We start from the raw sequence: 23,316 nt of genomic DNA, 5'->3' as shown, positions 1-23,316 counted from the left end.
ATCAATACCGGCAAACCCGCACTTATTATCCCTCGTGTCGCAGCCCCCAATGTGTTGGCCACGACTGGACACGGCGTCAGAAACCGATCCCCGCGTGGGCGTACACAGCGGCGTCCGGCCGATGGTCGTACAAAAAGGGGCGCCCCTCGCCCGGCGGTGCCGGATCGGGGAGCGCCCCTTTTTGTACGACAGGTGTGCGACGGTGTGTCAGGCGGCGCCGACCACGTCCCGCTCTGCGGCGAAGTGGCACGCCGACTCGTGCGCGGCCGGGGTGCCGGCGTCCGCGTACCGCGCCGGGACCGCCAGCAGCGGGATCTCCTCGGCGCACCGGGCCTCCGCCTTCCAGCAGCGGGTCCGGAAGCGGCAGCCCGACGGCGGGTTCGCCGGCGAGGGCACGTCCCCGGTGAGGATGATCCGCTCCCGGTGCTCCCGCGCGGTGGGGTCGGGCACGGGCACGGCCGACAGCAGCGCCTGGGTGTACGGGTGGGTGGGGTGCTCGTAGATCTCGGCGTCGGTGCCGATCTCCGCCATCTTGCCCAGGTACATCACGCCGACCCGGTCCGAGATGTGCCGGACGATCGACAGGTCGTGCGCGATGAAGAGGTAGGACAGGCCGAACTCGTCCTGGAGCTTCCCCATCAGATTGACGACCTGCGCCTGCACCGACACGTCCAGCGCCGAGACCGGCTCGTCGCAGATGATGATCTCCGGGTTGAGCGCGAGACCGCGGGCGATGCCGATGCGCTGGCGCTGGCCGCCGGAGAACTGGTGCGGATACCGGTTGATGTACTCCGGGTTGAGCCCGACGACGTCCAGCAGTTCCTGGACCCGCTTGCGCCGGTCGCCCTTGGGCGCGACCTCCGGATGGATGTCGTACGGCTCCCCGATGATGTCGCCGACCGTCATCCTCGGGTTGAGCGAGGTGTACGGGTCCTGGAAGACCATCTGGATATTGCGCCGCACGGCCTTCAGCGCCCGCCCGGTCAGCCGGGTGATGTCCTCGCCCTTGTAGAACACCTCGCCGGAGGTGGCCTGTTCGAGGTTCATCAGCAGCTTGGCGACCGTGGACTTGCCGCAGCCGGACTCGCCGACGATGCCCAGCGTCTCGCCCGGGTACAGGTCGAAGGAGATGTCGTCGACGGCCTTGACCGCGCCGATCTGCTTCCTGAAGACGATGCCCTGGGTGAGCGGGAAGTGCTTGACCAGATTGCGGACCCGCAGGATCGGCTCGCGCGCGGAGTCCGCGGCCCCGCCCGACTTGGAGAGGTTCAGCTCACTCACCGAGGGTCTCCTTCCAGAAGTGGCAGGCGCTGCCGCGTCCCGCGCCGACCGTGTGCAGCGGCGGCTCGTCGGTGCGGCAGATGTCCCGCGCCATCGGGCAGCGCGGGTTGAAGGCGCAGCCCGAGGGGACGTGCAGCAGGTTCGGCGGCAGCCCCTTGATCGCGTACAGCTCCTGGCCCTTCTGGTCCAGCCGCGGGATCGACTGGAGCAGGCCCTTGGTGTACGGGTGGGCGGGCGAGCGGTAGATCTCGTGCACGGGCGCGGTCTCGACGATCCGGCCGGCGTACATCACGGCGATCTTGTCGGCCACGTCGGCGACCACCCCGAGGTCGTGGGTGATCAGGATCAGGCCCATGTTGAACTCGCGCTGGAGTTCGGCGAGCAGATCCATCACCTGCGCCTGCACGGTCACGTCGAGGGCCGTGGTCGGCTCGTCGGCGATGATCAGATCGGGTTCGAGGGCGAGCGCCATCGCGATCATGATGCGCTGGCGCATACCGCCGGAGAACTGGTGCGGGTAGTCGCTCACCCGCTGGGCGGCGGCCGGGATGCGCACCCGGTCCATCAGCTCGATGGACTTGGCCTTGGCCGCCTTGCGGGACAGCCCCTCGTGCACCCGGAACATCTCGCCGAGCTGGTAGCCGACCGAGAGCACCGGGTTGAGCGAGGAGAGCGCGTCCTGGAAGATCATGGCGATCTTCCGGCCGCGGATCTTCCGGCGCTCCTCGCCGGACATCTTGAGCATGTCCCGGCCCTGGAAAAGGATCTCGCCGTGCGGGATACGGCCGGGCGGCATGTCGAGGATGCCCATGACCGCCTGCGCGGTGACGGACTTGCCGGACCCGGACTCACCGAGCACCGCCAGCGTCTCCCCGGCGTTCACCGAGTAGTTCACGCCGTTCACGGCACGGGCCACACCGTCACGGGTGTGGAACTCGACGTGCAGATCCCGTACGTCCAGCAGCGGAGCGGTGTGCGATGCGGGCGCGGAGGCGCCCGCGGTCTCGTCGATGACAGTCAACGTACGCCCTCCTAGCGCAGCTTGGGGTCGAGGGCGTCGCGTACCGCGTCGCCCAGCATGATGAACGCCAGCACGGTCAGGCTGAGCGCTCCCGCGGGCCACAGCAGCATGTGCGGGGCGTTGCGGATCTGGTTGGACGCCTGCGAGATGTCGATGCCCCAGGAGACCGCCGGCGGCTTGAGCCCGACGCCGAGGAACGACAGCGTCGCCTCAAGGGAGATGTACGTGCCCAGCGCGATCGTGGCGACCACGATGATCGGGGCGAGCGCGTTGGGCGCGATGTGCCGCAGCAGCATCCGGGCGTTGCCGGCGCCGAGCGCCCGCGCGGCCTGCACGTAGTCCTGCTCCTTGGCGGTGATCACCGCGCCGCGGGCGATACGGGCGATCTGTGGCCAGCCCAGCAGCACCATGAAGGTGGTGACGGTGGTGATCGAGCCGCCCTTGACGACGGAGAGGAAGACCACGCCGCCGAGCAGGATCGGGATGCCGAAGAAGATGTTGCTCAGCATCGAGATGAGGGTGTCCCACACCCCGCCGAAGAACCCGGCCAGACCGCCGAGGAACGAGCCGATGAGGGTCGCGCCCAGCGTGGTGAGGATGCCGACGCTGACCGAGGCGCGGGCGCCGTACACCGTGCGGGTGTAGACGTCGCAGCCCTGGGTGTCGTAGCCGAAGGGATGGCCGCCGGTCGGGCCCATCTGCGACTTGGCCAGGTTGCAGGACAGCGGGTTGCCGCTGGCGATCACGCTCGGCCAGATCGAGATGACGATCAGGAAGAGGATCAGCAGCCCGGCGATGTAGAACATCGGCTTGCGGCTGAGGTCGTGCCAGGCGTCGCCCGCCAGGCTGCGGGCCTTCTCGCGCCGCACCGCGTCGGCCGGACCCGCGGGCCTGGCCGCGGACGCCTCCACGGGGCCATTGTCGGTCAGTTCAGGCATAGCGAATCCTCGGGTCCAGGACCGCGTAGAGCAGGTCGACGAGCAGGTTGGCGGCCAGGAAGATGATCACGAGGATCGTCACGAAGCCGACCACGGTCGGCGGGTTCTGCCGCAGGATGCCCTGGTAGAGCTGGTATCCGACGCCGTGGATGTTGAAGATCCGCTCGGTGACGACGGCGCCGGCCATCAGGCCGCCGATGTCCGTGCCGAGGAAGGTGACCACGGGTATCAGCGAGTTGCGCAGCAGGTGGACGGTGACCACCCGGCGCCGGGGCAGGCCCTTGGCGACGGCCGTGCGCAGATAGTCCGCGCGGGAGTTCTCCGCGACGGAGGTACGGGTCAGCCGGGCCACATAGGCGAGCGAGACGCCCGCGAGCACCACGGCGGGCATGATCAGGTCACCGAAGGGCGCGCCCTCGGCGACCGCCGGATTGGCCACGTGCCACTTGACGCCCAGGAAGTACTGGAGCAGATAGCCGGTGACGAAGGTGGGGATGGCGACGACGAGCAGGGTGAAGGCGAGCACGCTGCTGTCGGCGAACCGGCCGCGCCGCAGGCCCGCGAGCAGGCCCAGACCGATGCCGACGACGGCCTCGATCGCGAAGGCCACCATGGTCAGCCGCAGGGTGACCGGGAAGGCGGTGCCCATGAGTTCGGTGACCGGCTGTCCGGTGGCGGCGGTCCCGAAGTTCCCGGTGAAGATCTGCCCCATGTAGTGGATGTACTGGGCGACCAGCGAGTGATCGAGATACAGGTCGTGCCTGATCTGGGCCGCGGTGGCCGGGTCGGGGGCCCGGTCGCCGAACATGGCGGCCACGGGGTCGCCGAGCGCGTAGACCATGACGAAGATCAAAAACGTGGTGCCGATGAACACCGGAACCATCTGGAGCAGTCGCCTGATGACGTAGCGCCCCATGTGTCCTCCAGGGATCGGGGCAGACGTCGGCCGGGGCTCGTGGCCCCGGCCGACACCCACACCGCGAGCGGTTGCTGTCAGTTCCCCCCTGCGGCGCCCGTCCCGGCCGTGGTACGGCGGGGACGGGCGCTTACGGCATCAGGTCAGCTGTTGTTGACCGTGATGTCGGTGTAGACGGGGTAGCTGAAGGCGTTCTCCGTCACGTGGGACACACGCGAGGACCAGCCGGCCATGCCGTTCTGGTACCAGAGCGGGATGACGGGCATGTCCTTGAAGAGCAGCTTCTCCGCGTCCTGGTACAGCGCCGTCGCCTTGGCGGTGTCCGGCTCCGCGTTCGCCTGCTTGATCAGCGAGTCGAACTTCGGGTTGCTGTAGTGCGAGTCGTTCGAGCTGCCGCCGGTCGCGTAGAGCGGCGTCAGGAAGTCGTCGATCAGCGGGTAGTCCATCTGCCAGCCGGAGCGGAACGGCTGGGTCATCTCACCCTTGGTGATCTGGTTGCGGAAGTCCGCGAAGGTGCCGGTGGGGGCGCCCACGCAGGCCTTGTCGTTGCCCAGCACGTTGTTGATGCTGTTGCAGACCGCGTCGACCCACTGCTTGTGCGAGCCGGAGTCGGCGTTGTAGCCGATGGTCAGCCGGCCGCCGGGGATGCCGCCGCCCTCCTGGATCAGCTGCTTGGCCTTCGTCGGGTTGTACGCGACGGACTCGCCCGCGATGGAGTTGCTGTAGCCGCCGGCCTCGCCCAGCACCGGGGAGGTGAGGTCGTTGGCCGGGGTACGGGTGCCCTGGAAGATCTTCTCGGTGATGGTCTTCCGGTCGATCGCCATCGACAGGCCGAGCCGGACCTTGTCCATGCCGGGCTTGCTCCACGCCTTCTGGTTCAGCGGGAAGGAGACCGTCTGGATGATGCCGGCCGGCTGGTTGAGGAAGCGGCCGTCCAGGTCGGACTTGACGTGGCTGAGCTGCTCGGCCGGAACGTCGTCCAGCACGTCCAGGTTGCCCGCCTGCAGGTCGGCGTACGCGGTGTTGGAGTCCGTGTAGACCTTGAGCAGCACGCCCTTGTTCTTCGGCTTGCTCGGGCCGGTGTAGTACTCGTTCGGGACCAGCTTCATGCTGCTGCCCTTGGTGTACGACACGATCTTGTACGGGCCGTCGCCGACCGGCTTGTTCAGGTACGCCGCGTGGTCGGTGAAGAACGACTTCGGCAGCGGCGCGAACGCCTTGTAGCCGAGCCGGTCCGGCCAGGTGGAGAACTTCTGGTTGAGCTTGACCGTGAAGGTGCTGTCGTCGACGACCTTGAGACCGGACATGGTCTTGGCGGTCGGCGCGGCGCCCTCGGCGTCCGGGTGGACGGCGTCGTAGCCGTCGATGTCGGCGAAGAAGTACGCGTTCAGCTGCTTGTTGGTGAGCAGCGCGCCGTAGTTCCAGGCGTCCACGAAGGAGTCGGCGGTCACCGGGGTGCCGTCGGAGAACTTCAGCCCGGACTTCAGCTTGATGGTGAAGTTCTGCTGGTCGGTGGTGGTGATCGAGTCGGCCGCCTCAAGGTTGGCCTTACCCGTCTGGGGGTCGTACTCCTTGAGGTTCATGAAGATCATGTCCAGGACCTTGCCGCCCTGCACCTCATTGGTGTTCGCCGGCTCCAGCGGGTTCTGGGGGTCGCCCCACCACGCCCGGACTATGCCGTCGTTCGATCCGCCCGCCTTGGTGTCCGAACTGTTCGAACCGCAGGCGGTTGCCGCGAGGGCGACGACTGCCGCACCTATGACCCACTTGGCGCTCTTGGCACCGCGCATGGGTTTGCCTCCTCAGGAGTCACTGTCGCTACGTGAAAGGAAGGCCAAACGCCTGCTGACACCCCTGACAGCGGCTGCGGCCTTCCGTGCTCGTGAGTCGCGCTCCCATTCAGCGCGTGACCCATTGACCCGAGCTCAACTCATTCCACTATCCGACACGATCGAGGTCGGAATGAACGCTCCGTGGTCACACTTGGGTCACGCCAGCCCCAGAACAGTCCTGAAATTCGGACATTCCGGAACGTAGACAGACAGGATCGAATCGGACGATGTGAGCTATCCAACACCGGATACAGATCAGGCCGTCCGAATATCGGACGGCCCGAGTCCATGAGGAAGGGGTCCGAGGACACCCCCCGGACCCCTTTCGTCACACAGCGTGCACGGTCAGCGCTTGGCGCGCGAGGCGGCGCGGCCGCGCTCGCGCTGGTCGAGCACCACCTTGCGGATGCGAACCGTCTCCGGGGTCACCTCGATGCACTCGTCGTCGCGGCAGAACTCCAGCGACTGCTCCAGGGAGAGCTTGCGCGGCGGCACGATCGACTCGGCGACGTCGGCGTTCGACGACCGCATGTTGGTGAGCTTCTTCTCCTTGGTGATGTTCACGTCCATGTCGTCGGCGCGGGAGTTCTCGCCGACGATCATGCCCTCGTAGACCTCGGTGCCCGGGTCGCAGAAGAGCACCCCGCGCTCCTGGAGGTTGGTCATCGCGAAGGCGGTGACGGCCCCGGAGCGGTCCGCGACCAGCGAGCCGTTGTTACGGGTGCGCAGCTCGCCGAACCACGGCTCGTGGCCCTCGAAGATCGAGTGCGCGATGCCGGTGCCGCGGGTCTGGGTCAGGAACTCCGTCCGGAATCCGATCAGACCGCGCGACGGCACGATCCACTCCATCCGGATCCAGCCGGAGCCGTGGTTGGTCATGGTCTCCATCCGGCCCTTGCGGGAGGCCATCAGCTGGGTGATCGCGCCCAGGTGCTCCTCGGGCGAGTCGATCGTCATCCGCTCGATCGGCTCGTGCACCTTGCCGTTGATCTCCTTGGTGACCACCTCGGGCTTGCCGACGGTCAGCTCGAAGCCCTCCCGGCGCATGGTCTCCACCAGGATGGCGAGCGCCAGCTCACCGCGGCCCTGCACCTCCCAGGTGTCGGGACGCTCGGTCGGCAGCACCCGCAGCGACACGTTGCCGACCAGCTCGCGCTCCAGCCGGGTCTGCACCAGCCGGGCGGTGACCTTGTGGCCCTTGCCGCCCTTGCCGACCAGCGGCGAGGTGTTCGTACCGATGGTCATCGAGATCGCGGGCTCGTCCACGGTGATCAGCGGCAGCGCGATCGGGTTCTCCGGGTCGGCCAGCGTCTCGCCGATCATGATGTCCGGGATGCCGGCCACCGCGCAGATGTCGCCGGGACCGGCGCTCTCGGCGGGCTTGCGGGTCAGCGCCTCGGTCATCATCAGCTCGCTGATCCGGACGCTGGAGACCGTGCCGTCGCGCTTGATCCAGGCGACGGTCTGCCCCTTCTTCAGGTGGCCCTGCTCGACCCGCAGCAGTGCGATACGGCCGAGGAAGTTGTCCGCGTCCAGGTTGGTGACATGCGCCTGGAGGGGGGCGTCCTCGTCGTAGGTCGGAGCCGGGACGGTCGACAGGATCGTCGAGAAGAACGGCTCCAGGCTGTCGCTGTCCGCGGGGACCGTGCCGTTCTCCGGCTTGGTCAGCGAGGCGATGCCGTCACGGGCGCAGGCGTAGACGATCGGGAACTCGATCTGGTCCTCGTCCGCGTCCAGGTCCAGGAACAGGTCGTAGGTCTCGTTGACGACCTCGTCGATCCTGGAGTCGGGGCGGTCGGTCTTGTTGATGCACAGGATCACCGGCAGCCGGGCGGTCAGCGCCTTGCGCAGCACGAACCGGGTCTGCGGCAGCGGGCCCTCGGAGGCGTCCACCAGCAGCACCACCGCGTCCACCATCGACAGGCCGCGCTCGACCTCACCGCCGAAGTCGGCGTGGCCGGGGGTGTCGATGATGTTGATCGTGACGGGCTCGCCGCCGTCCTTCGGGTGGTACTTGACCGCGGTGTTCTTCGCGAGAATGGTGATGCCCTTCTCGCGCTCCAGGTCGTTGGAGTCCATCATCCGGTCGTCGAGGTGCTGGTGGGCGGCGAAGGCACCGGCCTGCTTCAGCATGGCGTCGACGAGGGTCGTCTTGCCGTGGTCGACGTGGGCGACGATGGCTACGTTACGAATATCGTGGCGCGTGGACATGCGGCGGCGCTTCTCCCGGAATCGTGGATGGCGTCGCGTTCCTCGTTGACGCGCTCGCCTGCCGGGCAAGGTCACGCCGCGGCCTTACCCCATGGTACGGGCCCCGGCGCTCCCCGCCCGCCCGCCGGGGCCCGTATGGGCCCGGCGCACGGCGCGGCGGAGGGATCGGCGGGGCCCGCGGAGGGGTCGGGGCGGCGGTTACTTGCGGAAGCCGAGGTTCTGGTAGACGGGCGTCTGGAAGCCGAAGGCGCCCGCGTTGGCGACCGTGCCGCGCAGCGCGACGACCTCCGGGCGCTGGTAGAGCGGGATGGACCCGGCGGCGGCCCAGATCCGCGCGTCGGCCTGCGCGGTCAGGGAGCGGGCCTGCGCGGAGTCCAGCTCGGAGCCGGCCCTGGCCAGCAGCTGGTCGATCTCGTCGGTGCCGACCCGGGTGTAGTTCTGGGCGACGGTCAGCGAGCCGTCGGGGGCCGGGACGGGCTTGGCGTAGATCGGGGTGTCGTCGGTGGCGGGGTAGGCGCTGCCCGGCCACGAGTAGAGCGCCAGGTCGAAGTCGCCGGAGGCGATGTGGTCCTGGAAGTAGCTGCTGCCGTCGACCTTGCTGATCTCCGTGCGGATGCCGATCCCCGAGAGCATGTGGGCGATCCGGTCGCCGACGTCGTCCAGCGTCGGGGAGTCGGCGGGGAGCACGAACCGCAGCGTGAGGGCCTTGCCGTTCTTGGCCACGGCCTTGTCCGGCTCGACCACGGTGAGCGCGCCGGAGGCGACCGTACGGCCGGGCCCGGCGGCCTTCTCACCGGTCTTCACCGTCGACCGCTGCCAGCCGGCGTCGCCGAGCAGCAGCTGTGCCTGCTGCACATCGGTCCTGCCGAGCGCGGAGCTGTGGTCGGCGTAGCCGTTCTGGGACGGCAGCACCAGGTGGTTGCCGAGCGGCACGGCGGGCAGTCCGAGCGGCCCGAGCACCGCCTCGGCGATCTTCTTGCGGTCGACGGCCCGGGCCACCGCGTGCCGCACCCGCTCGTCGGCCAGCGGTCCCGAGCTGCCGTTGAGGGCGAGCTGCGCGTAGGCGGCGTCCGGGGCCTTGCGCACGGTCAGGCCCGAGGTGCGCTTGACCGCGGCCAGCGAGGCGGGCTCGATCTCGGCGACGTCCAGCTTGTCCGCGGCCAGCTCGGCGGCCCGCTTGCCGGTCGGCGCGGCGGTCAGCACCAGCTGGTCGAGCTTGGCCCGGTCCCCCCACCAGGAGGGATTGCGGACCAGGGTGACCGTACCGGCCTTGGCGTCGACCGCCTTGACCGCGAACGGGCCCGCGACGACCGGCAGCGAGGTGCGCACCCCGTCGTTGAAGGTGTCGGCGCTGCCCGTGACGGACTTGGGGTAGAGCGGGGTGAACAGCGAGCGCCAGTCCGCGTACGGGGTGGCGAAGGTGACCTTGACCTGCTGCGGGGTCGCGCCCTGGGAGATGGACGAGATCCGGTCGTACCCGGCGTTGCGGGCCGTCCAGTAGGCGGAGTCGTTGCCGCCGAGCGCCTTCCACTGCGAGATGAAGTCCGCGGCGCCGACCGCGCGGCCGTCGCTCCACTTGGCCGCCGGGTTCAGGTCGTAGGTGACGACCTGGCGGGGGGCCTGGGAGGTGACGGCGGCCTTGGTGAGGAAGTCCGGGTCGATGTGCGGGGTGCCGTGCCGGTCGAGGCGGAACATCGTCGGCAGGGTGGCGCCCGCCACGGTCGCGGTCCCGGCGTCGGCGTCGGCCTGGAAGTCGTTCAGGGTGGGCGGCGTCTCGTCGACGGCCCAGCGCAGGGTGCCGCCGTCGCGCATCCCGGCCCTGGCGACGTTCGCCAGGTCGGTGGCGGCGGCGGCCGAGGCGTGCGCCCCGCCGTCGGAGGAGCAGCCGGTGAGGGTGAGCGCGGCCCCCGCCGTGAGGGCCGCGGCGGCGCGCACCGCGCGACACCGGGACACCGGGGGGACAGCGGTCGGATTCGCGCTGCGGTTCATGGGTCGGACACCTCCGCGACCTCGACGGCCGCCGCTCGTCCGGCAGGGGCCGGAGACGTACTCGCTTGAGCTGGGTCTGCGGGTGATCGGGCTCCACTCCAGACGAACCGCGGGCCGTTGCGGCGGCGACACGGCGGCCGGGGGCCGCGGATCACCCGCCCGGCCCACCTGGCACGGGACCGGCCGGCGGCAGGTCCGCGGCGACGAGCCGCCCTACCACCGGTGGCGGCAATCCATGCAGCCGTCTTCACAAGGGGCGGTGTGACGCGCAACACTCGCAGCGCGGCAGCGAGTCCACCGCGTCACCCACCGCACGGCGGCAGATGGTGAGGGCACCTCCATGTCCCTGCACGACGACCTGACCTCGGTCCAACGACGACTCGACGACCTGATGCGCTGCGTGGCCCGGCTCGACGAGCACGCGGGCGACAGCCTGGACATGCGCCGGGTCCGCGCCGACGCCGGTCACCTGCGCGAAAGCCTCGGCCTGCTCCAGGACGCGGTGCCGGCCGCCGCGAGCAGCCGGCCGGTCGACATGGTCACGGTCCCGGACACCCCGTACGACCGGGGGCTGTGGGCGGACGCGGACGACGAGGGCCTGGGTTCGCCGCGCCGGCACGCGCCCTGAGCCAGGGGCGTCCGCCCGTTCCCGCCCGTCACCCACAGCGGCGTCCGTCCCGTCCCGACCCGTCGTCCGCCGCGACCCCTCGACCCGCTCCTTCGGAGTCCCCTTTGGCCACCGGAACCACTCCCACCACGCCACCGAAAGCCGCGCGCGGCGTCCGTACGCCCGGCCGCGCCGCGATCTCCGTCCCGCATCTGCGGACCGACCGGTGGTGGGTGCCACCGCTGGTCACCGCGCTCGGCCTGGCCGCCTTCGTCGTCTACTCGACCTGGCGGGCCTTCGCCAACACCCACTACTACGCGGCGCCTTATGTCTCGCCGTTCTACTCGCCCTGTCTGGCGGCCAACTGCGCCGACATGAAGGGCGGCGCCGACTGGGCGCTCTTCGGCGGCTGGTGGACCCTGTCCCCCGCGCTGCTGGTGCTGATCTTCCCGCTCGGCTTCCGGCTGACCTGCTACTACTACCGCAAGGCCTACTACCGGGGCTTCTGGGCGTCCCCGCCGGCCTGCGCGGTCGCCGAGCCGCACGCGAAGTACACCGGTGAGACCCGGCTGCCGCTGATCCTGCAGAACGCGCACCGGTACTTCTTCTATCTCGCGCTCCCGGTGGCGGGCATCCTCACGTACGACACCGCGCTCGGCTTCCGCGACCGGAACGGCCACTGGGGCCACGCCGGGCTCGGCACCCTGGTGCTGCTGGTGAACATCGCGCTGATCTGGGCGTACACCCTGTCCTGCCACTCCTGCCGGCATGTCATCGGCGGCAAGCTCCGGCACTTCTCCGCCCACCCGGTGCGCTACCGGCTGTGGGGCTGGGTCGGGGTGCTCAACGCCCGCCACATGCTGCTCGCCTGGTCCTCGCTGATCAGCGTGGGCGTCGCGGACTTCTATGTGTACCTGGTGTCCAGCGGCGTATTCGACGATCCGAGGTTCTTCTGAGATGACGAATGTGGAACGGCACGCGTACGACGTGGTCGTGGTCGGCGCGGGCGGCGCGGGGCTGCGGGCCGCGATCGAGGCCCGGGAGCGGGGCATGCGGACCGCGGTGATCTGCAAGTCCCTCTTCGGCAAAGCCCATACGGTGATGGCCGAGGGCGGCATCGCGGCCAGCATGGGCAATGTCAACTCCGGCGACAACTGGCAGGTGCACTTCCGCGACACCATGCGCGGCGGGAAGTTCCTCAACCAGTGGCGGATGGCCGAGCTGCACGCCAAGGAGGCGCCCGACCGGGTGTGGGAGCTGGAGACCTGGGGCGCGCTGTTCGACCGCACCCCGGACGGCCGGATATCCCAGCGCAACTTCGGCGGCCACGAGTTCCCCCGGCTCGCGCACGTCGGCGACCGTACCGGCCTTGAGCTGATCCGCACCCTCCAGCAGAAGATCGTCTCGCTCCAGCAGGAGGACTTCGCCGAGACCGGCGACTACGAGGCCCGGCTGAAGGTCTTCCAGGAGTGCACGGTCACCCGGGTCCTCAAGGACGACGGTGGCCGGGTCGCGGGCGTCTTCGGATACGTACGCGAGTCCGGCCGGCTGTTCGTGATCGACACGCCCGCGGTGGTGCTGGCCACCGGCGGCATCGGCAAGTCCTTCAAGGTGACCTCCAACTCGTGGGAGTACACCGGCGACGGGCACGCGCTGGCGCTGCTGGCCGGGGCGCCGCTGATCAACATGGAGTTCATCCAGTTCCACCCCACCGGGATGGTCTGGCCGCCGTCGGTCAAGGGCATCCTCGTCACCGAGTCGGTGCGCGGCGACGGCGGGGTGCTGCGCAACAGCGACGGCGAGCGCTTCATGTTCGGCTACGTGCCGGAGGTGTTCAAGGCGCAGTACGCGCAGAGCGAGGAGGAGGCCGACGGCTGGTACACCGACCCGGAGCACCACCGCCGCCCGCCGGAGCTGCTGCCCCGCGACGAGGTGGCCCGCGCGATCAACTCCGAGGTCAAGGCCGGGCGCGGCACCCCGCACGGCGGGGTCTTCCTGGACGTCTCCACCCGGCTGAGCGCCGAGGAGATCCGGCGGCGGCTGCCGTCGATGCACCACCAGTTCAAGGAACTCGCCGACGTCGACATCACCGCCGAGGCGATGGAGGTCGGCCCGACCTGCCACTACATGATGGGCGGCGTCGACGTGGAGCCGGACACCGCGGCGGCCCGCGGAGTGCCCGGTCTGTTCGCGGCGGGCGAGGTCGCGGGCGGGATGCACGGCTCCAACCGGCTCGGCGGCAACTCCCTGTCCGACCTGCTGGTCTTCGGCCGCCGGGCCGGGCTGTCCGCGGCGCGATACGCGGCCGGGCTCGGCGAGGCGCGGCCTGCCGTGGACGACGGGCAGGTCGACGCGGCCGCCGAGGAGGCGCTGCGCCCGTTCGCCGCCGGCGAGGGGACCACCGACGAGGGGCCGGCCGAGAACCCGTACACCCTCCACCAGGAGCTCCAGCAGGTGATGAACGACCTGGTGGGGATCATCCGGCGCGGCCCGGAGATGGAACAGGCGCTCGGGCGGCTGGACGCGCTGCGGGAGCGGGCGCGGCGGGTGGGGGTCGAGGGACACCGGCAGTTCAACCCGGGCTGGCACCTGGCGATCGACCTGCGGAACATGCTGCTGGTCAGCGAGTGCGTGGCCCGTGCCGCGCTGGAACGCACCGAGAGCCGCGGCGGCCACACCCGCGACGACCACCCCGGCATGGACCGCGTCTGGCGGCAGGTCAATCTGGTGTGCGAGCTGCCCGACGCCGGGGACGCCGCTTCGGCGCCGGGGCCGGTGGCGCTGCGCCGCCGCCCGACCGACCCGATCCGGGCCGATCTGCTCGCCCTGTTCGAACGGGACGAACTGCTCAAATACCTGACGGACGAGGAGCTCGACGGGTGAGTACCTACACGGCGCATTTCCGGGTCTGGCGCGGTGACGCGGACGGCGGTGAGCTGCGCGACTACGACGTCGAGGTCAACGACGGCGAGGTCGTGCTCGACATCATCCACCGCCTCCAGGCCACCCAGGCGTCCGACCTCGCGGTCCGCTGGAACTGCAAGGCGGGCAAGTGCGGTTCGTGCGGCGCGGAGGTCAACGGCAGACCGCGGCTGATGTGCATGACCCGGATGTCGGTCTTCGGCCCGGACGAGACGGTCACGGTCACCCCGATGCGGGCCTTCCCGGTGGTGCGGGACCTGGTGACGGATGTGTCCTTCAACTACGACAAGGCCCGGGAGATCCCGGCGTTCGCCCCGCCGAAGGGGGTGGCCGCGGGCGAGTACCGGATGGCGCAGGTGGACGTGGAGCGGTCGCAGGAGTTCCGCAAGTGCATCGAGTGCTTTCTGTGTCAGGACACCTGTCATGTGGTGCGGGACCACGAGGAGAACAAGCCGTCGTTCGCCGGCCCGCGCTTTCTGATGCGGATCGCCGAGCTCGACATGCACCCGCTGGACGCGGCGGCCGAGGGCGGCGTCACCCGGGCGCAGGCGGCCCAGGAGGAGCACGGGCTCGGGCTCTGCAACATCACCAAGTGCTGCACCGAGGTGTGCCCCGAGCACATCCGGATCACGGACAACGCGCTCATCCCGCTCAAGGAGCGGGCCGCCGACCGCAAGTACGACCCGCTGGTCTGGCTGGGCAGCAAGATCCGCCGCCGCACCCCGTAGCCCCCGCTCCCGGCCCGCCCCGGTCGGCGGGGGCGGGCCGGGAGCGGGCCGGCCGTCCCGGTCGCGGGGCGGGCGGAGGCGGCATAGCCTCCGGGGGGAGCCACGCTTAGGGCCGTGGCCCGGAGAGCGGGAGGCGGCACGGTGCGCAGAAGACGTCGTACGGCCGCTGCCGTGCTCGCCGCCGCCATCGCCGCACTGGCGCTCTGCGCCGCCGCCCGGCCGGTCGCCGGCCCGGCCGGGGACGGGGCCGGCGAGCTGTGGATCCCGGTGGTCGCGGTCCTCGCCGCCGCCGGAGTCGCCCTCCTCGCGTTCCGCGGCCGCCGCCCCCAGCGGCAGCCCGTGCGCACCTCGGCGGGGCGCGGCGCCACCACCTGGCCGGGTAAGCCCAAACAGCCGACCCCCCTCACCCCGCTGCCGGAACTGGACGCCCAGGCCGGGCGGCTGCTGGCCGAGACCGACGACGCCGTGCGCACCAGCCGGGAGGACGTCGGCTTCGCGGCGGCCCAGGTGGGCGACGAGGCCGCGAAACCGTTCGGGGAGGCCGTCGAGTACGCCAGGAGCGAGCTGACCTCGGCCTTCCGGCTGCGGCAGAAGCTGGACGACGCCTACCCCGAGGACGACGAGACCCGCCGCCAGATGCTCGACGAGATCCTGTCGCGCTGCACGCAGGCCAACCGGCGGCTGGACGCCGAGTCGGAGGCGTTCGACCGGCTGCGGGCACTGGAGGCCGACACGGCGCGCGTACTGGAGTCGGCCGAGGCCACGGCGGCGGCGCTGCCCGGCCGGATCGGCGCCGCCGAGAACGCCCTCACCCTCATGGCCCAGCGGTACGCGCAGGTCGCGCTCGAACCCGTCGCGGATCACCCGGCCGAGGCCCGTGACCGGCTGCTGTTCGCCCGGACCTGCCTGGACCGGGCCCGCGCGGCGATCGGCTCGGACCACGGCAGGGCCGCCGTCTGCGTACGGGCGGCCGAGGGCGCGCTCGACCAGGCGGCGATCCTCGCGGACTCCGTCACCCGCAGGGAGCGCGAGCTGCGGGCGGCCGACGCCGCCCTGCCGGTGGCGCTCGCGGAGGCCGAGGCCGACCTCGCCGAGGCCCGCGGGCGGCTGGCCGAGGGAGCGTCCGAGGCCACCGACGCGCAGGCCGGTACGCGGCCCGCCGCGGAGGGCGCCGCGGACGGCGCCGTCGACACCGAGGCGGTCGACCTGCGGGCCCGGATCGCCCACGCCGACACGGAGCTGGCCGCCGTACGCGAGCAGCTGGCCGTGGGCCGGCCCGACCCGGTGGCCGCGCTGCGCCGGGTGCGGGAGGCGGGCTCGGCCCTGGACGCCTCGCCGGAGGAGGCCGAGGGGCAGCGGGCCCGCGCCCGGCTCGACCAGACGCTGCTGGTGGCCCGCAGCGAGGTCGCGGCGGCCGGGGACGTGGTGACCACCCACCGGGGCGCGATCGGCAGCCGGGCCCGTACCCGGCTGACCGAGGCCGAGCGCCGGCTGCGGCAGGCCGAGTCCCGGGCCGCGACGGACCTGCCCGCCGCGCTGGCGCACGCCCGTGAGGCGGACCGGCTGGCCCGTGAGTCGCTGGAGTACGCCCGCCAGGACGTCCGCGTCTTCGAAGGCCACGCGCCGGCCACGGACAGCGGTACGGACGGCGGTACGGACGGCGCGGTGCTCGGCGGCATCATCTTCGGCGAGCTGCTGGGCGGCGGCCCGAACGGCGGCTACGGCTTCGGCGGCTACGGCGGCGGCCTGGGAGGCGGGGACCTCGGCGGCGGCCCTGGCAGCTTCGGGGGCGGCGAGACCCGGGGCCGGATGGGCGGCGGCCGGTCGTAGCGCCGCCGCCCCGGACGCGGGCGACGGCGGGCACAGGGAATCCAGGCAGACCGGGCGGATCGAGCGGACCGAGGGAGTACGGATGACCAAGCAGACCATCGTCGGCCGGGTGGCGCAGCTCGCCAAGGCGGACATCGACGCGCTCCTGGACCAGGCCGAGGACCCGCAGAAGACGGTCGACCAGCTGATCCACGACTACACCGGCCATATCTCCGAGGCCGAGGACGTGGTGGAGGGCATGGTCCGCGATCTGCGGCTGCTGGAACAGGACCACGCCCAGGACGCGGGCGCGGTGGCCGAGTGGGGCGGCTGGGCGCTGTCGGCCAGCCGGAGCGCGGAGGCGCTGCGGGCCGCGGGCGACCGCCCGACGGAGGCCGAACGGTTCGACACCCTCGCCCGGATCGCGCTCGGCCATCAGTGGGAGTCCGAGCAGGAGGCCGCCTTCATGGAGCCGACGATCGCGGCGCAGAAGAACGTGGTCGACCGGCTCAGGGCGGGCCTGACCCAGATGCGGAGCCGGCTGGACCGGCTGAAGGAGACCCGCGAGCGGCTGATCACCAGCTCCCGTACCGCGCACGGCCACGGTCACGGTCACCATCTGCACGGCCACGGCCGGAAGGCGGACTCGGTGGCGACCGTCGACGTACTGGACCCGACCCACGATCTGAACAGGTTCGAGCTGAAGCTGCGGCGCGAGGAGGCCAGGGTCCGGGGCACCGCGGAGGAGGGCCCGTCCTCGCTGGACACGCAGTTCGAGTCGCTGGACCCGGTGTCGGGCTCCGCCGAGATCGACGCGCGGCTGGCCCGGCTCAAGTCCGGGGCGGTGTGACGCGGGCGATGCAGGACCGGGGGGCGCGGGATGGGGGCGACGATCGGGCGAAGGCCCGGTGACCGGCTCGGGCGGGCGCCCGGCGGTCAGATCAGAACATGCTCAGCAGATCGTCCACCGACGGCCCGCTGGAGTCGGATCCGCCTCGCAGGGCGAGTTCGAACCAGACCGTCTTGCCCCGGTGGGTGCGCCGGCTGCCCCAGCTCTGGCTGAGCATCGCGACCAGTTGCAGCCCGCGGCCGCCCTCGTCGGTGTCCCGGGCCCGGCGGCGGCGCGGCTGCATCAGCGCGCTGTCCCACACCTCGCACACCAGGGTGCGGTCGAGCAGCAGCCGTAGCCTTATGTCGCCGTAGCCGTGCCGCAGCGCGTTGGTGACCAGCTCACTGACCAGCAGCTCGGTGGTGTCGACCAGCTCGTCCAGGCCCCAGGCGAGCAGCTGGTCGCGGGCCAGCTCACGGGCCCTGGCCACCGAGGTGGGCTGCGAGTCCAGCGTCCAGTCGCCGACCGACTCGTCGGCCAGACCGCGCACCCGGGCCATCAGCAGCGCGATGTCGTCCTCGCCGTGCCCGGTGTCCAGCGTGGCCAGCACATGGTCGCAGACGTCCTCCAGCGGCTGGGCGGGACCGTCGAGGGAGGACCGGAAGGCCTCCAGGCCCTCGTCCAGCGGGAGGTTGCGGGACTCCACGAGGCCGTCGGTGTAGAGGGCCAGCAGCGCGCCGTCCTCCAACTGGACCTCGATCTCCTCGAACGGCTCGCCGCCGACCCCGAGCGGTACGCCCCTGGGCAGCTCAAGCAGCAGCGGGGTCTCGTCGGGCTCGACCACGACCGGCGGCAGATGGCCGGCGTTGGCGATCGTGCAGCGGCGGGTGACCGCGTCGTAGACCACGTAGATACAGGTGGCCAGATAGACCTCGGCGAGGTCGGCGTCCGCCGGGTCCACCGCGCGGCGGCCGCGCGCGGGGGCGCCCAGGCCGCTGGCGACCTCGTCCAACGCGGTGAGCACTTCGGCGGGTTCGAGGTCGAGCATGGCCAGGGTCCGTACGGCGGTGCGCAGTTCACCCATCGCGACGGCCGCCCGCAGCCCCCGGCCCATCACGTCGCCGACCACCAACGCCGTACGGTGGCCCGGCAGTTCGATGACGTCGAACCAGTCGCCGCCGACCTCGGTCTCCATGCTGCCGGGCAGATAGCGGCAGGCGATGTCCAAGCCTGCCGCCTCCGGGTCGTCCGGAGGGAGCAGGCTGCGTTGCAGGATCAGGGCGCGTTCGTGTTCTCGGCGGTAGAGGCGGGCGTTGTCGAGGAAGATGGCGGCCCGGGCGGCCAGCTCCTCGGCGAGCATCCGGTCCCGCTCGGTGAACGGCTCGCTGCCCTTGGCCCGGGAGAACTGCACCAGGCCGAGCACCACGTCGCGGGCCACCATCGGCACCACCAGCGTGGACTGCACCAGGGCGCCGCCGAGGTCGTGCCCGCCGTCGCCCTCGATGACCTGCGGCTGGGCGGTGCGCAGCGCGCGGGCGCTGGCGGAGCTGAACCGGTAGCGGTGCACCGAGCCGACCGAGACCGGGCCGTCGCCGGGGGACACGTCGTCGTCCCCCGGCATCGCGACCGGCGCGTCGGACACCGCGCTGGCGAACGCGACCCGGCGCACCTCCCCGCTGCCGTCCGTGGTCCCGGCCAGATCCTCCTGGCCGGACAGCAGCGCCTGGTAGAGGTCGACGGAGGCCAGGTCGCAGAAGTGCGGCACCGCCACGTCCAGCAGCTCGCGCGCGGTGGTCTCCAGGTCGAGCGAGGTGCCGATACGGGACCCCGCCTCGTTGAGCAGCGCGAGGTTGCGGCGGGCGTGCGCGGCCTCCCGCTCGGCGCGCTGCCGTCCGGTGACGTCCATCGCCAGGCCCGCCACGCCGATCGGCCGCCCGGAGCCGCTGTGCAGCCGGTACAGCGACATCGACCACCGGCGGCGGGAGGGATGGCCGGGCACGGTGCCGATCAGCGGCATGTCGAGGACCGGGTCGCCGGTCTCCAGCACCTGCCGCAGCGCGGCCGTGAGCCGGTCGGCCTCCACCCGGGACAGGAAGTCGTGCGGGCCGCGGCCGCGGTATCCGTCGGAGGCGCGCCCGAAGACCGTGGCGAAGCGGTCGTTGACCCGGATCAGCCGCAGCTCGGTGTCGAAGAGCACGAAGCCCATCGGCGACTGGCCGAAAACCGCCTGCGAGGCGGCCAGGTCGGTCTCGATCTGGCGCAGTGTGGCCACGTCGACGGCGATGCACAGGGCGCCGTGGTCGGCGGGCATCACATACAGCTCGGCCTGTCCCTCGCCGCCGGCCGCGTCCGTGTACGGCACGAGGCCGATCCACTCCCGGCCGTCGAGGATCTGCGCGAGCCGTTCATGGGCGCGGTCCCGGATCTCCGGCGGCGCGAAGGCGGTCACCGGGTCCCGGCCGAGCGCGTCGGAGGCGGAGATGCCGAAGAACTCCTCGGCCCGCTCACTCCACTGGTCGATCCGGCCGTGGTTGTCCAGCGAGAAGGCGGCGACGCGAATGTAGTCGTACAGGGTGCCGGGCGGGCTCGACTGCCAGACCCCGGTCCGCGCCGTGTCCGTGTCGTCGCCGGGCGGAATCGCCCTTGCTGGCCTGTCGCTCACTCGCCCGACCCCTCCAGCTCAGCACACATGGACCGGTTGGAGCCGAGTATTCAGCATGTCGACCGTCCAGGACACGGTCTTGTCGATCACAGCATCATCTCGGCTCCCGGGGCACGGGGGCCGTCCCCGGAACACCACGGTCGCACCTTTCGCTCCCGCCTCTTCGGCATACCCGGCACAGTGCCGTCGAATCATTCCGGCCGCCCCGGCGGCGGGGCCGGACGGTGCCTCCGGAAGGCCCTGGCGCGCCCTCACGGCAGAGCCAGTTCGAACCACACGGTCTTGCCCAGCGGACCGTGCCGTGTCCCCCACCGCCGTGAGGCCCTGGCCACCAGTTGCAGGCCCCGGCCGCCCTCGTCGTCGTCGGCCGCGACCCGCTCCCTGGGCGGGTCGGGCAGCGGGTCGGAGACCTCCACCAGCAGCGAGGTGCCGCGGACCATCCGGACCCCGATCGGCCCGTGCGCGTACCGCAGCGAATTGGTCACCAGCTCGCTGACCAGCAGCACCGTGACGTCCGACAGCGGGGTCAGCTCCCACCGGACCAGCGTGTCGCGGACCCTGCGGCGGGCCAGCCGTACGGCGCTCGCCTCGGCGGGGAAGGTCCAGTGCGCGGTGGACCCGGCGGGCAGACCGCCGAGCCTGGCCATCAGCAGCGCCACGTCGTCGGGCTCGCGGCCGGGCTCCAGGGTGGCGAGCAGTTCGTCGCAAGCGTCCTCCAGGGAGTCCAGCCGGCGGCACAGCGTGTCGCGCAGCCGCTCCAGACCGATCCCCAGGTCCTCGCCGCGGGACTCCACCAGACCGTCGGTGTAGAAGACCAGCACCGAGCCGTCGGGCACGTCGATCTCGGTGGTCTCGAAGCGCACCCCGCCCACGCCGAGCGGTACGCCGGTCGGCAGGTCGAGCAGCCGCGCGTCGCACTGGCGGGCGTCGTCGTGGTACTCCACCAGCACCGGCGGCAGATGCCCGGCCTGGGCGATGGAGCAGCGGTGGGTCGACGGGTCGTACACCGCGTACACGGCGGTGGCCATCCAGCCCTCGGACCGGTTCTGGGCGAGGTCGTCGCCGAGTTCGTTGACCCGGCGCAGCAGCTCGTCGGGGGCCATGTCGAGGCCGGCCAGGGTGCGTACGGCGGTCCTGAGCCGGCCCATGGTGGCGGCGGCGCCCAGGCCGTGGCCCATCACGTCGCCGACCACGAACGCCACCCGCCCGCCCGCGAGTTGGATGACGTCGAACCAGTCGCCGCCGACCTCCGTACCGCTGCTGCCCGGCACATAGCGGTAGGCGATCCGCACGCCCGGCGGCTGCGGCAGGGTGACCGGCAGCAGGCTGCGCTGGAGCATCAGGGCGCCCTCGCGCTCGCGTACGTACAGCCGCGCGTTGTCCAGGGCCGAGCCCGCGCGGTCGGCCAGCTCCACGGCCAGCGCGACATCGTCCTCGTCGAAGGGCTCACGGCCGCCGCCCCGGCTGATCACCAGCAGGCCGAGCACCAGCCCGCGGGCCCGCAGCGGCAGCACCAGCATGGACGTGATGCCCAGCTCCACCGCGGCGCCCACCTTGGGGTCGTCGGGGAAGGTCGTCTCCCGCAGCTCCTCCTCCGAGGCGACCAGCCGGGGCTCGCCGGTGGCCAGCACCGTGCCGAAGACCGAGTCCCGGGTGAAGCCGATCGGCTGTCCGCGGCGCAGCATCCGCTCCACCGCGGGCACCCAGCGCACCGCGCCCACGCCGAGCTGCCGCATCGGGGTGTTCTCGCTGTAGGGCGCGGTGGGCAGTTCGCCGCCCTCGGCGACCTCCGCGTGCAGGATCACCCCGGAGTAGTCGCTGAAGGCCGGCACCAGTGCCTCCGCCAGCCGCTCCGCGACCCTGCGCACGTCCAGCACTCCGCCGATCCGGACGCCGACGTCGTTGAGCAGCGCGAGCCGGCGGCGGCTGCGCTCGGCCCGGGCAGCGGCCTCGACCCGCTCGGTGACGTCGATGACGGTGGCGCTGATGCCCAGCACTCGCCCGGCCCGGTCGGCGAGCCGGTGGTACGACAGCGAGCGGTGGCCACGGCCGCCGGGCCCGGTGGCGACCAGGTCGATCACCGGTCGGCCGGTGGTCAGCACCTTGCGCTGCAACTCGGCCAGCTCGTCGGCGTCCGGGATGTCGATGACCTCGGCGACCGTACGGCCGAGGTGGGCGGCGCGGTCCACGCCGTTCATCCGGGCCAGGGCCTCGTTGACCCGTACGTAGCGCAGATCGCGGTCGAAGATGGCGACGCCGAGCGGCGAGGCGTCGAAGAGCGAGTCCAGGGCGGCCAGGTCGTGCTCCAGCGTGCGCAGCCGACTGATCTCCACCATCGACGCCAGCACGAACGGGCGGCCGTCGCCGTCCACCAGCAGGCTCGCGCGGGTCTCCACCTGGACGATGTGGCCGTCACGGTGCCGCAGCGCCAGCAGTCCGTTCCAGCGGCCGAATCTGAGCAGGTCGCCGAGGATCTGCTCGGCCCGGCCCGGCGGGGGGACGGAGTGCGGACGCGGGGGCCGGCCGGCGGGGTCCTCGTCGTACGGGTCCGGCTCGTAGGGCTCCGACTCGTACGCCTCCAGGCCGTGGTCGCCGCCGAGGGGCGGGTCGTCGGCGGGTCCGAACAGGCCGGCCACCCGGTGGCCGACGACGCGCTCACCGGTCCAGCCCAGCACCTCTTCCGCCAGCGGACTCCACAGCAGGACGCGGGCGGAGGTGTCCAGCATCACGACGGCGACGCGGAGGGTGTCGAGGAGGGTGCCGGTGCCGCTCTTCCGGCTGCTTCCGCCGTCCGGCTGGAGCCCGGGTCTGCGCGGGGGGCCGGCGGGGGCGTCGGGCGGCCCGTCGGCGAGGGCTTTGTGCGGCGGGTCGGCGGGGGCGTCGTGCGGCGGGTCCACGGGGGCGCGGCTGGGCGGCACCTCCGGGTCGTCGCCGCTGGCGCTCATTCCTTGCACCCCCGACCGGGTAGGGCCGGGCGTCCACGCGCCCGGCCTGCGACAGCAGGTATATGCCCTCTTACCCGATATTGCCCCCATCCCGGCGGTGCCGCCCACCGGCGCGGGGGTGCGTGCCGCCCCGCGCGGGGGCGGGCGTGAGGCCGACGTGCCGCGCGGACGGGTCGGGGGCGCCGGGCCCCGCGTCGCGTTTCAGGCGGCGCCGTACGGAACCGGCCGGGCGGAGCTAGCCGAGCCGGGAGGCGAGCCAGGCGACCGCCGGGCGGTCGGGGTCGAGCCAGTCCAGCTCACGGGCCTGCGCGGGACCGACCCACCGCACCTCGTCATGGTCCTGCAAGGTCCGCGGCTCCCCGCCGACCAGCCGGGCCGTCCAGACGTGCAGCACCCGCCCGCCGGCCAACTGCCACTCCCCCGGCACCCGTTCGAGAGGCCGCACCTCGACGCCCAGCTCCTCGCGCAGCTCGCGCACCAGGGCCTCCGGCGCGCTCTCGCCGGGCTCCACCTTGCCGCCGGGCAGCTCCCAGCGCCCGGCCAGTTCCACGGGCGCGGTCCGTCGCGCCGCGAGCAGCCGGCCTCCGCGCAGCAGCGCCCCGGCGACCACGACGCCCGTACTCATG

At 71.8% G+C, this 23,316-nt stretch carries 16 protein-coding genes; 6 read left to right on the top strand and 10 right to left on the bottom strand.

What is annotated here, in order from left to right; translation table 11 throughout:
* Positions 1 to 207 precede the first annotated feature (207 nt).
* From OHA30_RS23590 to OHA30_RS23560, 7 genes are all read right to left on the bottom strand, one after another.
* Entirely contained in the window at positions 208 to 1,281 is a 1,074-nt protein-coding gene (locus OHA30_RS23590; protein ID WP_328915862.1) for an ABC transporter ATP-binding protein, read from the bottom strand.
* Complete coding sequence (locus tag OHA30_RS23585; RefSeq protein WP_328915861.1) at positions 1,274 to 2,302, bottom strand: ABC transporter ATP-binding protein; 1,029 nt, start codon at positions 2,300 to 2,302, stop codon at positions 1,274 to 1,276. Before OHA30_RS23585 ends, OHA30_RS23590 begins: the two co-directional genes overlap by 8 nt.
* An 11-nt stretch (positions 2,303 to 2,313) precedes the next feature.
* Positions 2,314 to 3,240 (bottom strand): ABC transporter permease, encoded by a 927-nt coding sequence (locus tag OHA30_RS23580; protein ID WP_328915860.1) that lies wholly within the window; start codon positions 3,238 to 3,240, stop codon positions 2,314 to 2,316.
* Positions 3,233 to 4,156, bottom strand: a complete 924-nt coding sequence (locus tag OHA30_RS23575) for an ABC transporter permease (RefSeq protein ID WP_328915859.1) — start codon at positions 4,154 to 4,156, stop codon at positions 3,233 to 3,235. The genes OHA30_RS23580 and OHA30_RS23575 overlap by 8 nt, the downstream gene beginning before the upstream one ends.
* A gap of 143 nt (positions 4,157 to 4,299) precedes the next feature.
* Positions 4,300 to 5,946, bottom strand: coding sequence for a peptide ABC transporter substrate-binding protein (locus tag OHA30_RS23570; protein WP_328915858.1), 1,647 nt, complete (start codon positions 5,944 to 5,946; stop codon positions 4,300 to 4,302).
* 387 nt (positions 5,947 to 6,333) lie between these two features.
* A complete protein-coding gene (gene typA, locus OHA30_RS23565) occupies positions 6,334 to 8,199 on the bottom strand; it encodes a translational GTPase TypA (protein ID WP_328915857.1) in 1,866 nt (621 codons plus the stop codon).
* 198 nt (positions 8,200 to 8,397) lie between these two features.
* Positions 8,398 to 10,188 carry an ABC transporter family substrate-binding protein gene (locus tag OHA30_RS23560; protein ID WP_328915856.1) on the bottom strand — a complete coding sequence of 597 codons (1,791 nt, stop codon included), beginning with the start codon at positions 10,186 to 10,188 and terminating at the stop codon, positions 8,398 to 8,400.
* A gap of 340 nt (positions 10,189 to 10,528) precedes the next feature.
* Between OHA30_RS23560 and OHA30_RS23555 the strand changes: the two genes are divergently transcribed.
* The 6 genes from OHA30_RS23555 (at position 10,529) to OHA30_RS23530 (ending at position 17,104) form a co-directional block, all read left to right on the top strand.
* On the top strand, positions 10,529 to 10,816 hold the full coding sequence (locus tag OHA30_RS23555) for a hypothetical protein (RefSeq protein WP_328915855.1): 288 nt from the start codon (positions 10,529 to 10,531) through the stop codon (positions 10,814 to 10,816).
* 104 nt (positions 10,817 to 10,920) lie between these two features.
* Positions 10,921 to 11,751 carry a hypothetical protein gene (locus tag OHA30_RS23550; protein ID WP_328915854.1) on the top strand — a complete coding sequence of 277 codons (831 nt, stop codon included), beginning with the start codon at positions 10,921 to 10,923 and terminating at the stop codon, positions 11,749 to 11,751.
* A gap of 1 nt (position 11,752) precedes the next feature.
* The gene (locus tag OHA30_RS23545; protein WP_328915853.1) at positions 11,753 to 13,678 is read left to right on the top strand and encodes a fumarate reductase/succinate dehydrogenase flavoprotein subunit; all 1,926 of its coding nucleotides are present in this window, start codon (positions 11,753 to 11,755) and stop codon (positions 13,676 to 13,678) included.
* Positions 13,675 to 14,445, top strand: coding sequence for a succinate dehydrogenase/fumarate reductase iron-sulfur subunit (locus tag OHA30_RS23540; protein ID WP_328915852.1), 771 nt, complete (start codon positions 13,675 to 13,677; stop codon positions 14,443 to 14,445). Before OHA30_RS23545 ends, OHA30_RS23540 begins: the two co-directional genes overlap by 4 nt.
* A gap of 141 nt (positions 14,446 to 14,586) precedes the next feature.
* Positions 14,587 to 16,275 (top strand): TPM domain-containing protein, encoded by a 1,689-nt coding sequence (locus OHA30_RS23535; RefSeq protein ID WP_328915851.1) that lies wholly within the window; start codon positions 14,587 to 14,589, stop codon positions 16,273 to 16,275.
* Positions 16,276 to 16,357: 82 nt separating this feature from the next.
* Positions 16,358 to 17,104, top strand: coding sequence for a PspA/IM30 family protein (locus OHA30_RS23530; protein WP_328915850.1), 747 nt, complete (start codon positions 16,358 to 16,360; stop codon positions 17,102 to 17,104).
* A gap of 91 nt (positions 17,105 to 17,195) precedes the next feature.
* Here the strand turns inward: OHA30_RS23530 and OHA30_RS23525 are convergent, their stop codons facing one another.
* The 3 genes from OHA30_RS23525 to OHA30_RS23515 form a co-directional block, all read right to left on the bottom strand.
* Positions 17,196 to 19,745 carry a SpoIIE family protein phosphatase gene (locus OHA30_RS23525; RefSeq protein ID WP_405785377.1) on the bottom strand — a complete coding sequence of 850 codons (2,550 nt, stop codon included), beginning with the start codon at positions 19,743 to 19,745 and terminating at the stop codon, positions 17,196 to 17,198.
* 251 nt (positions 19,746 to 19,996) lie between these two features.
* Positions 19,997 to 22,690, bottom strand: a complete 2,694-nt coding sequence (locus OHA30_RS23520; protein ID WP_328915849.1) for a SpoIIE family protein phosphatase — start codon at positions 22,688 to 22,690, stop codon at positions 19,997 to 19,999.
* 235 nt (positions 22,691 to 22,925) lie between these two features.
* Complete coding sequence (locus OHA30_RS23515; protein WP_328915848.1) at positions 22,926 to 23,315, bottom strand: (deoxy)nucleoside triphosphate pyrophosphohydrolase; 390 nt, start codon at positions 23,313 to 23,315, stop codon at positions 22,926 to 22,928.
* Between the last annotated feature and the right edge of the window lies 1 nt (position 23,316).

Origin of the sequence: Streptomyces sp. NBC_00223, assembly GCF_036199905.1 — a bacterium.
In the GTDB taxonomy this organism is placed as follows: domain Bacteria; phylum Actinomycetota; class Actinomycetes; order Streptomycetales; family Streptomycetaceae; genus Actinacidiphila.
The sequence above is the reverse complement of the archived record's forward strand: the minus strand, read 5'-3'. Positions and strand labels throughout refer to the sequence as shown.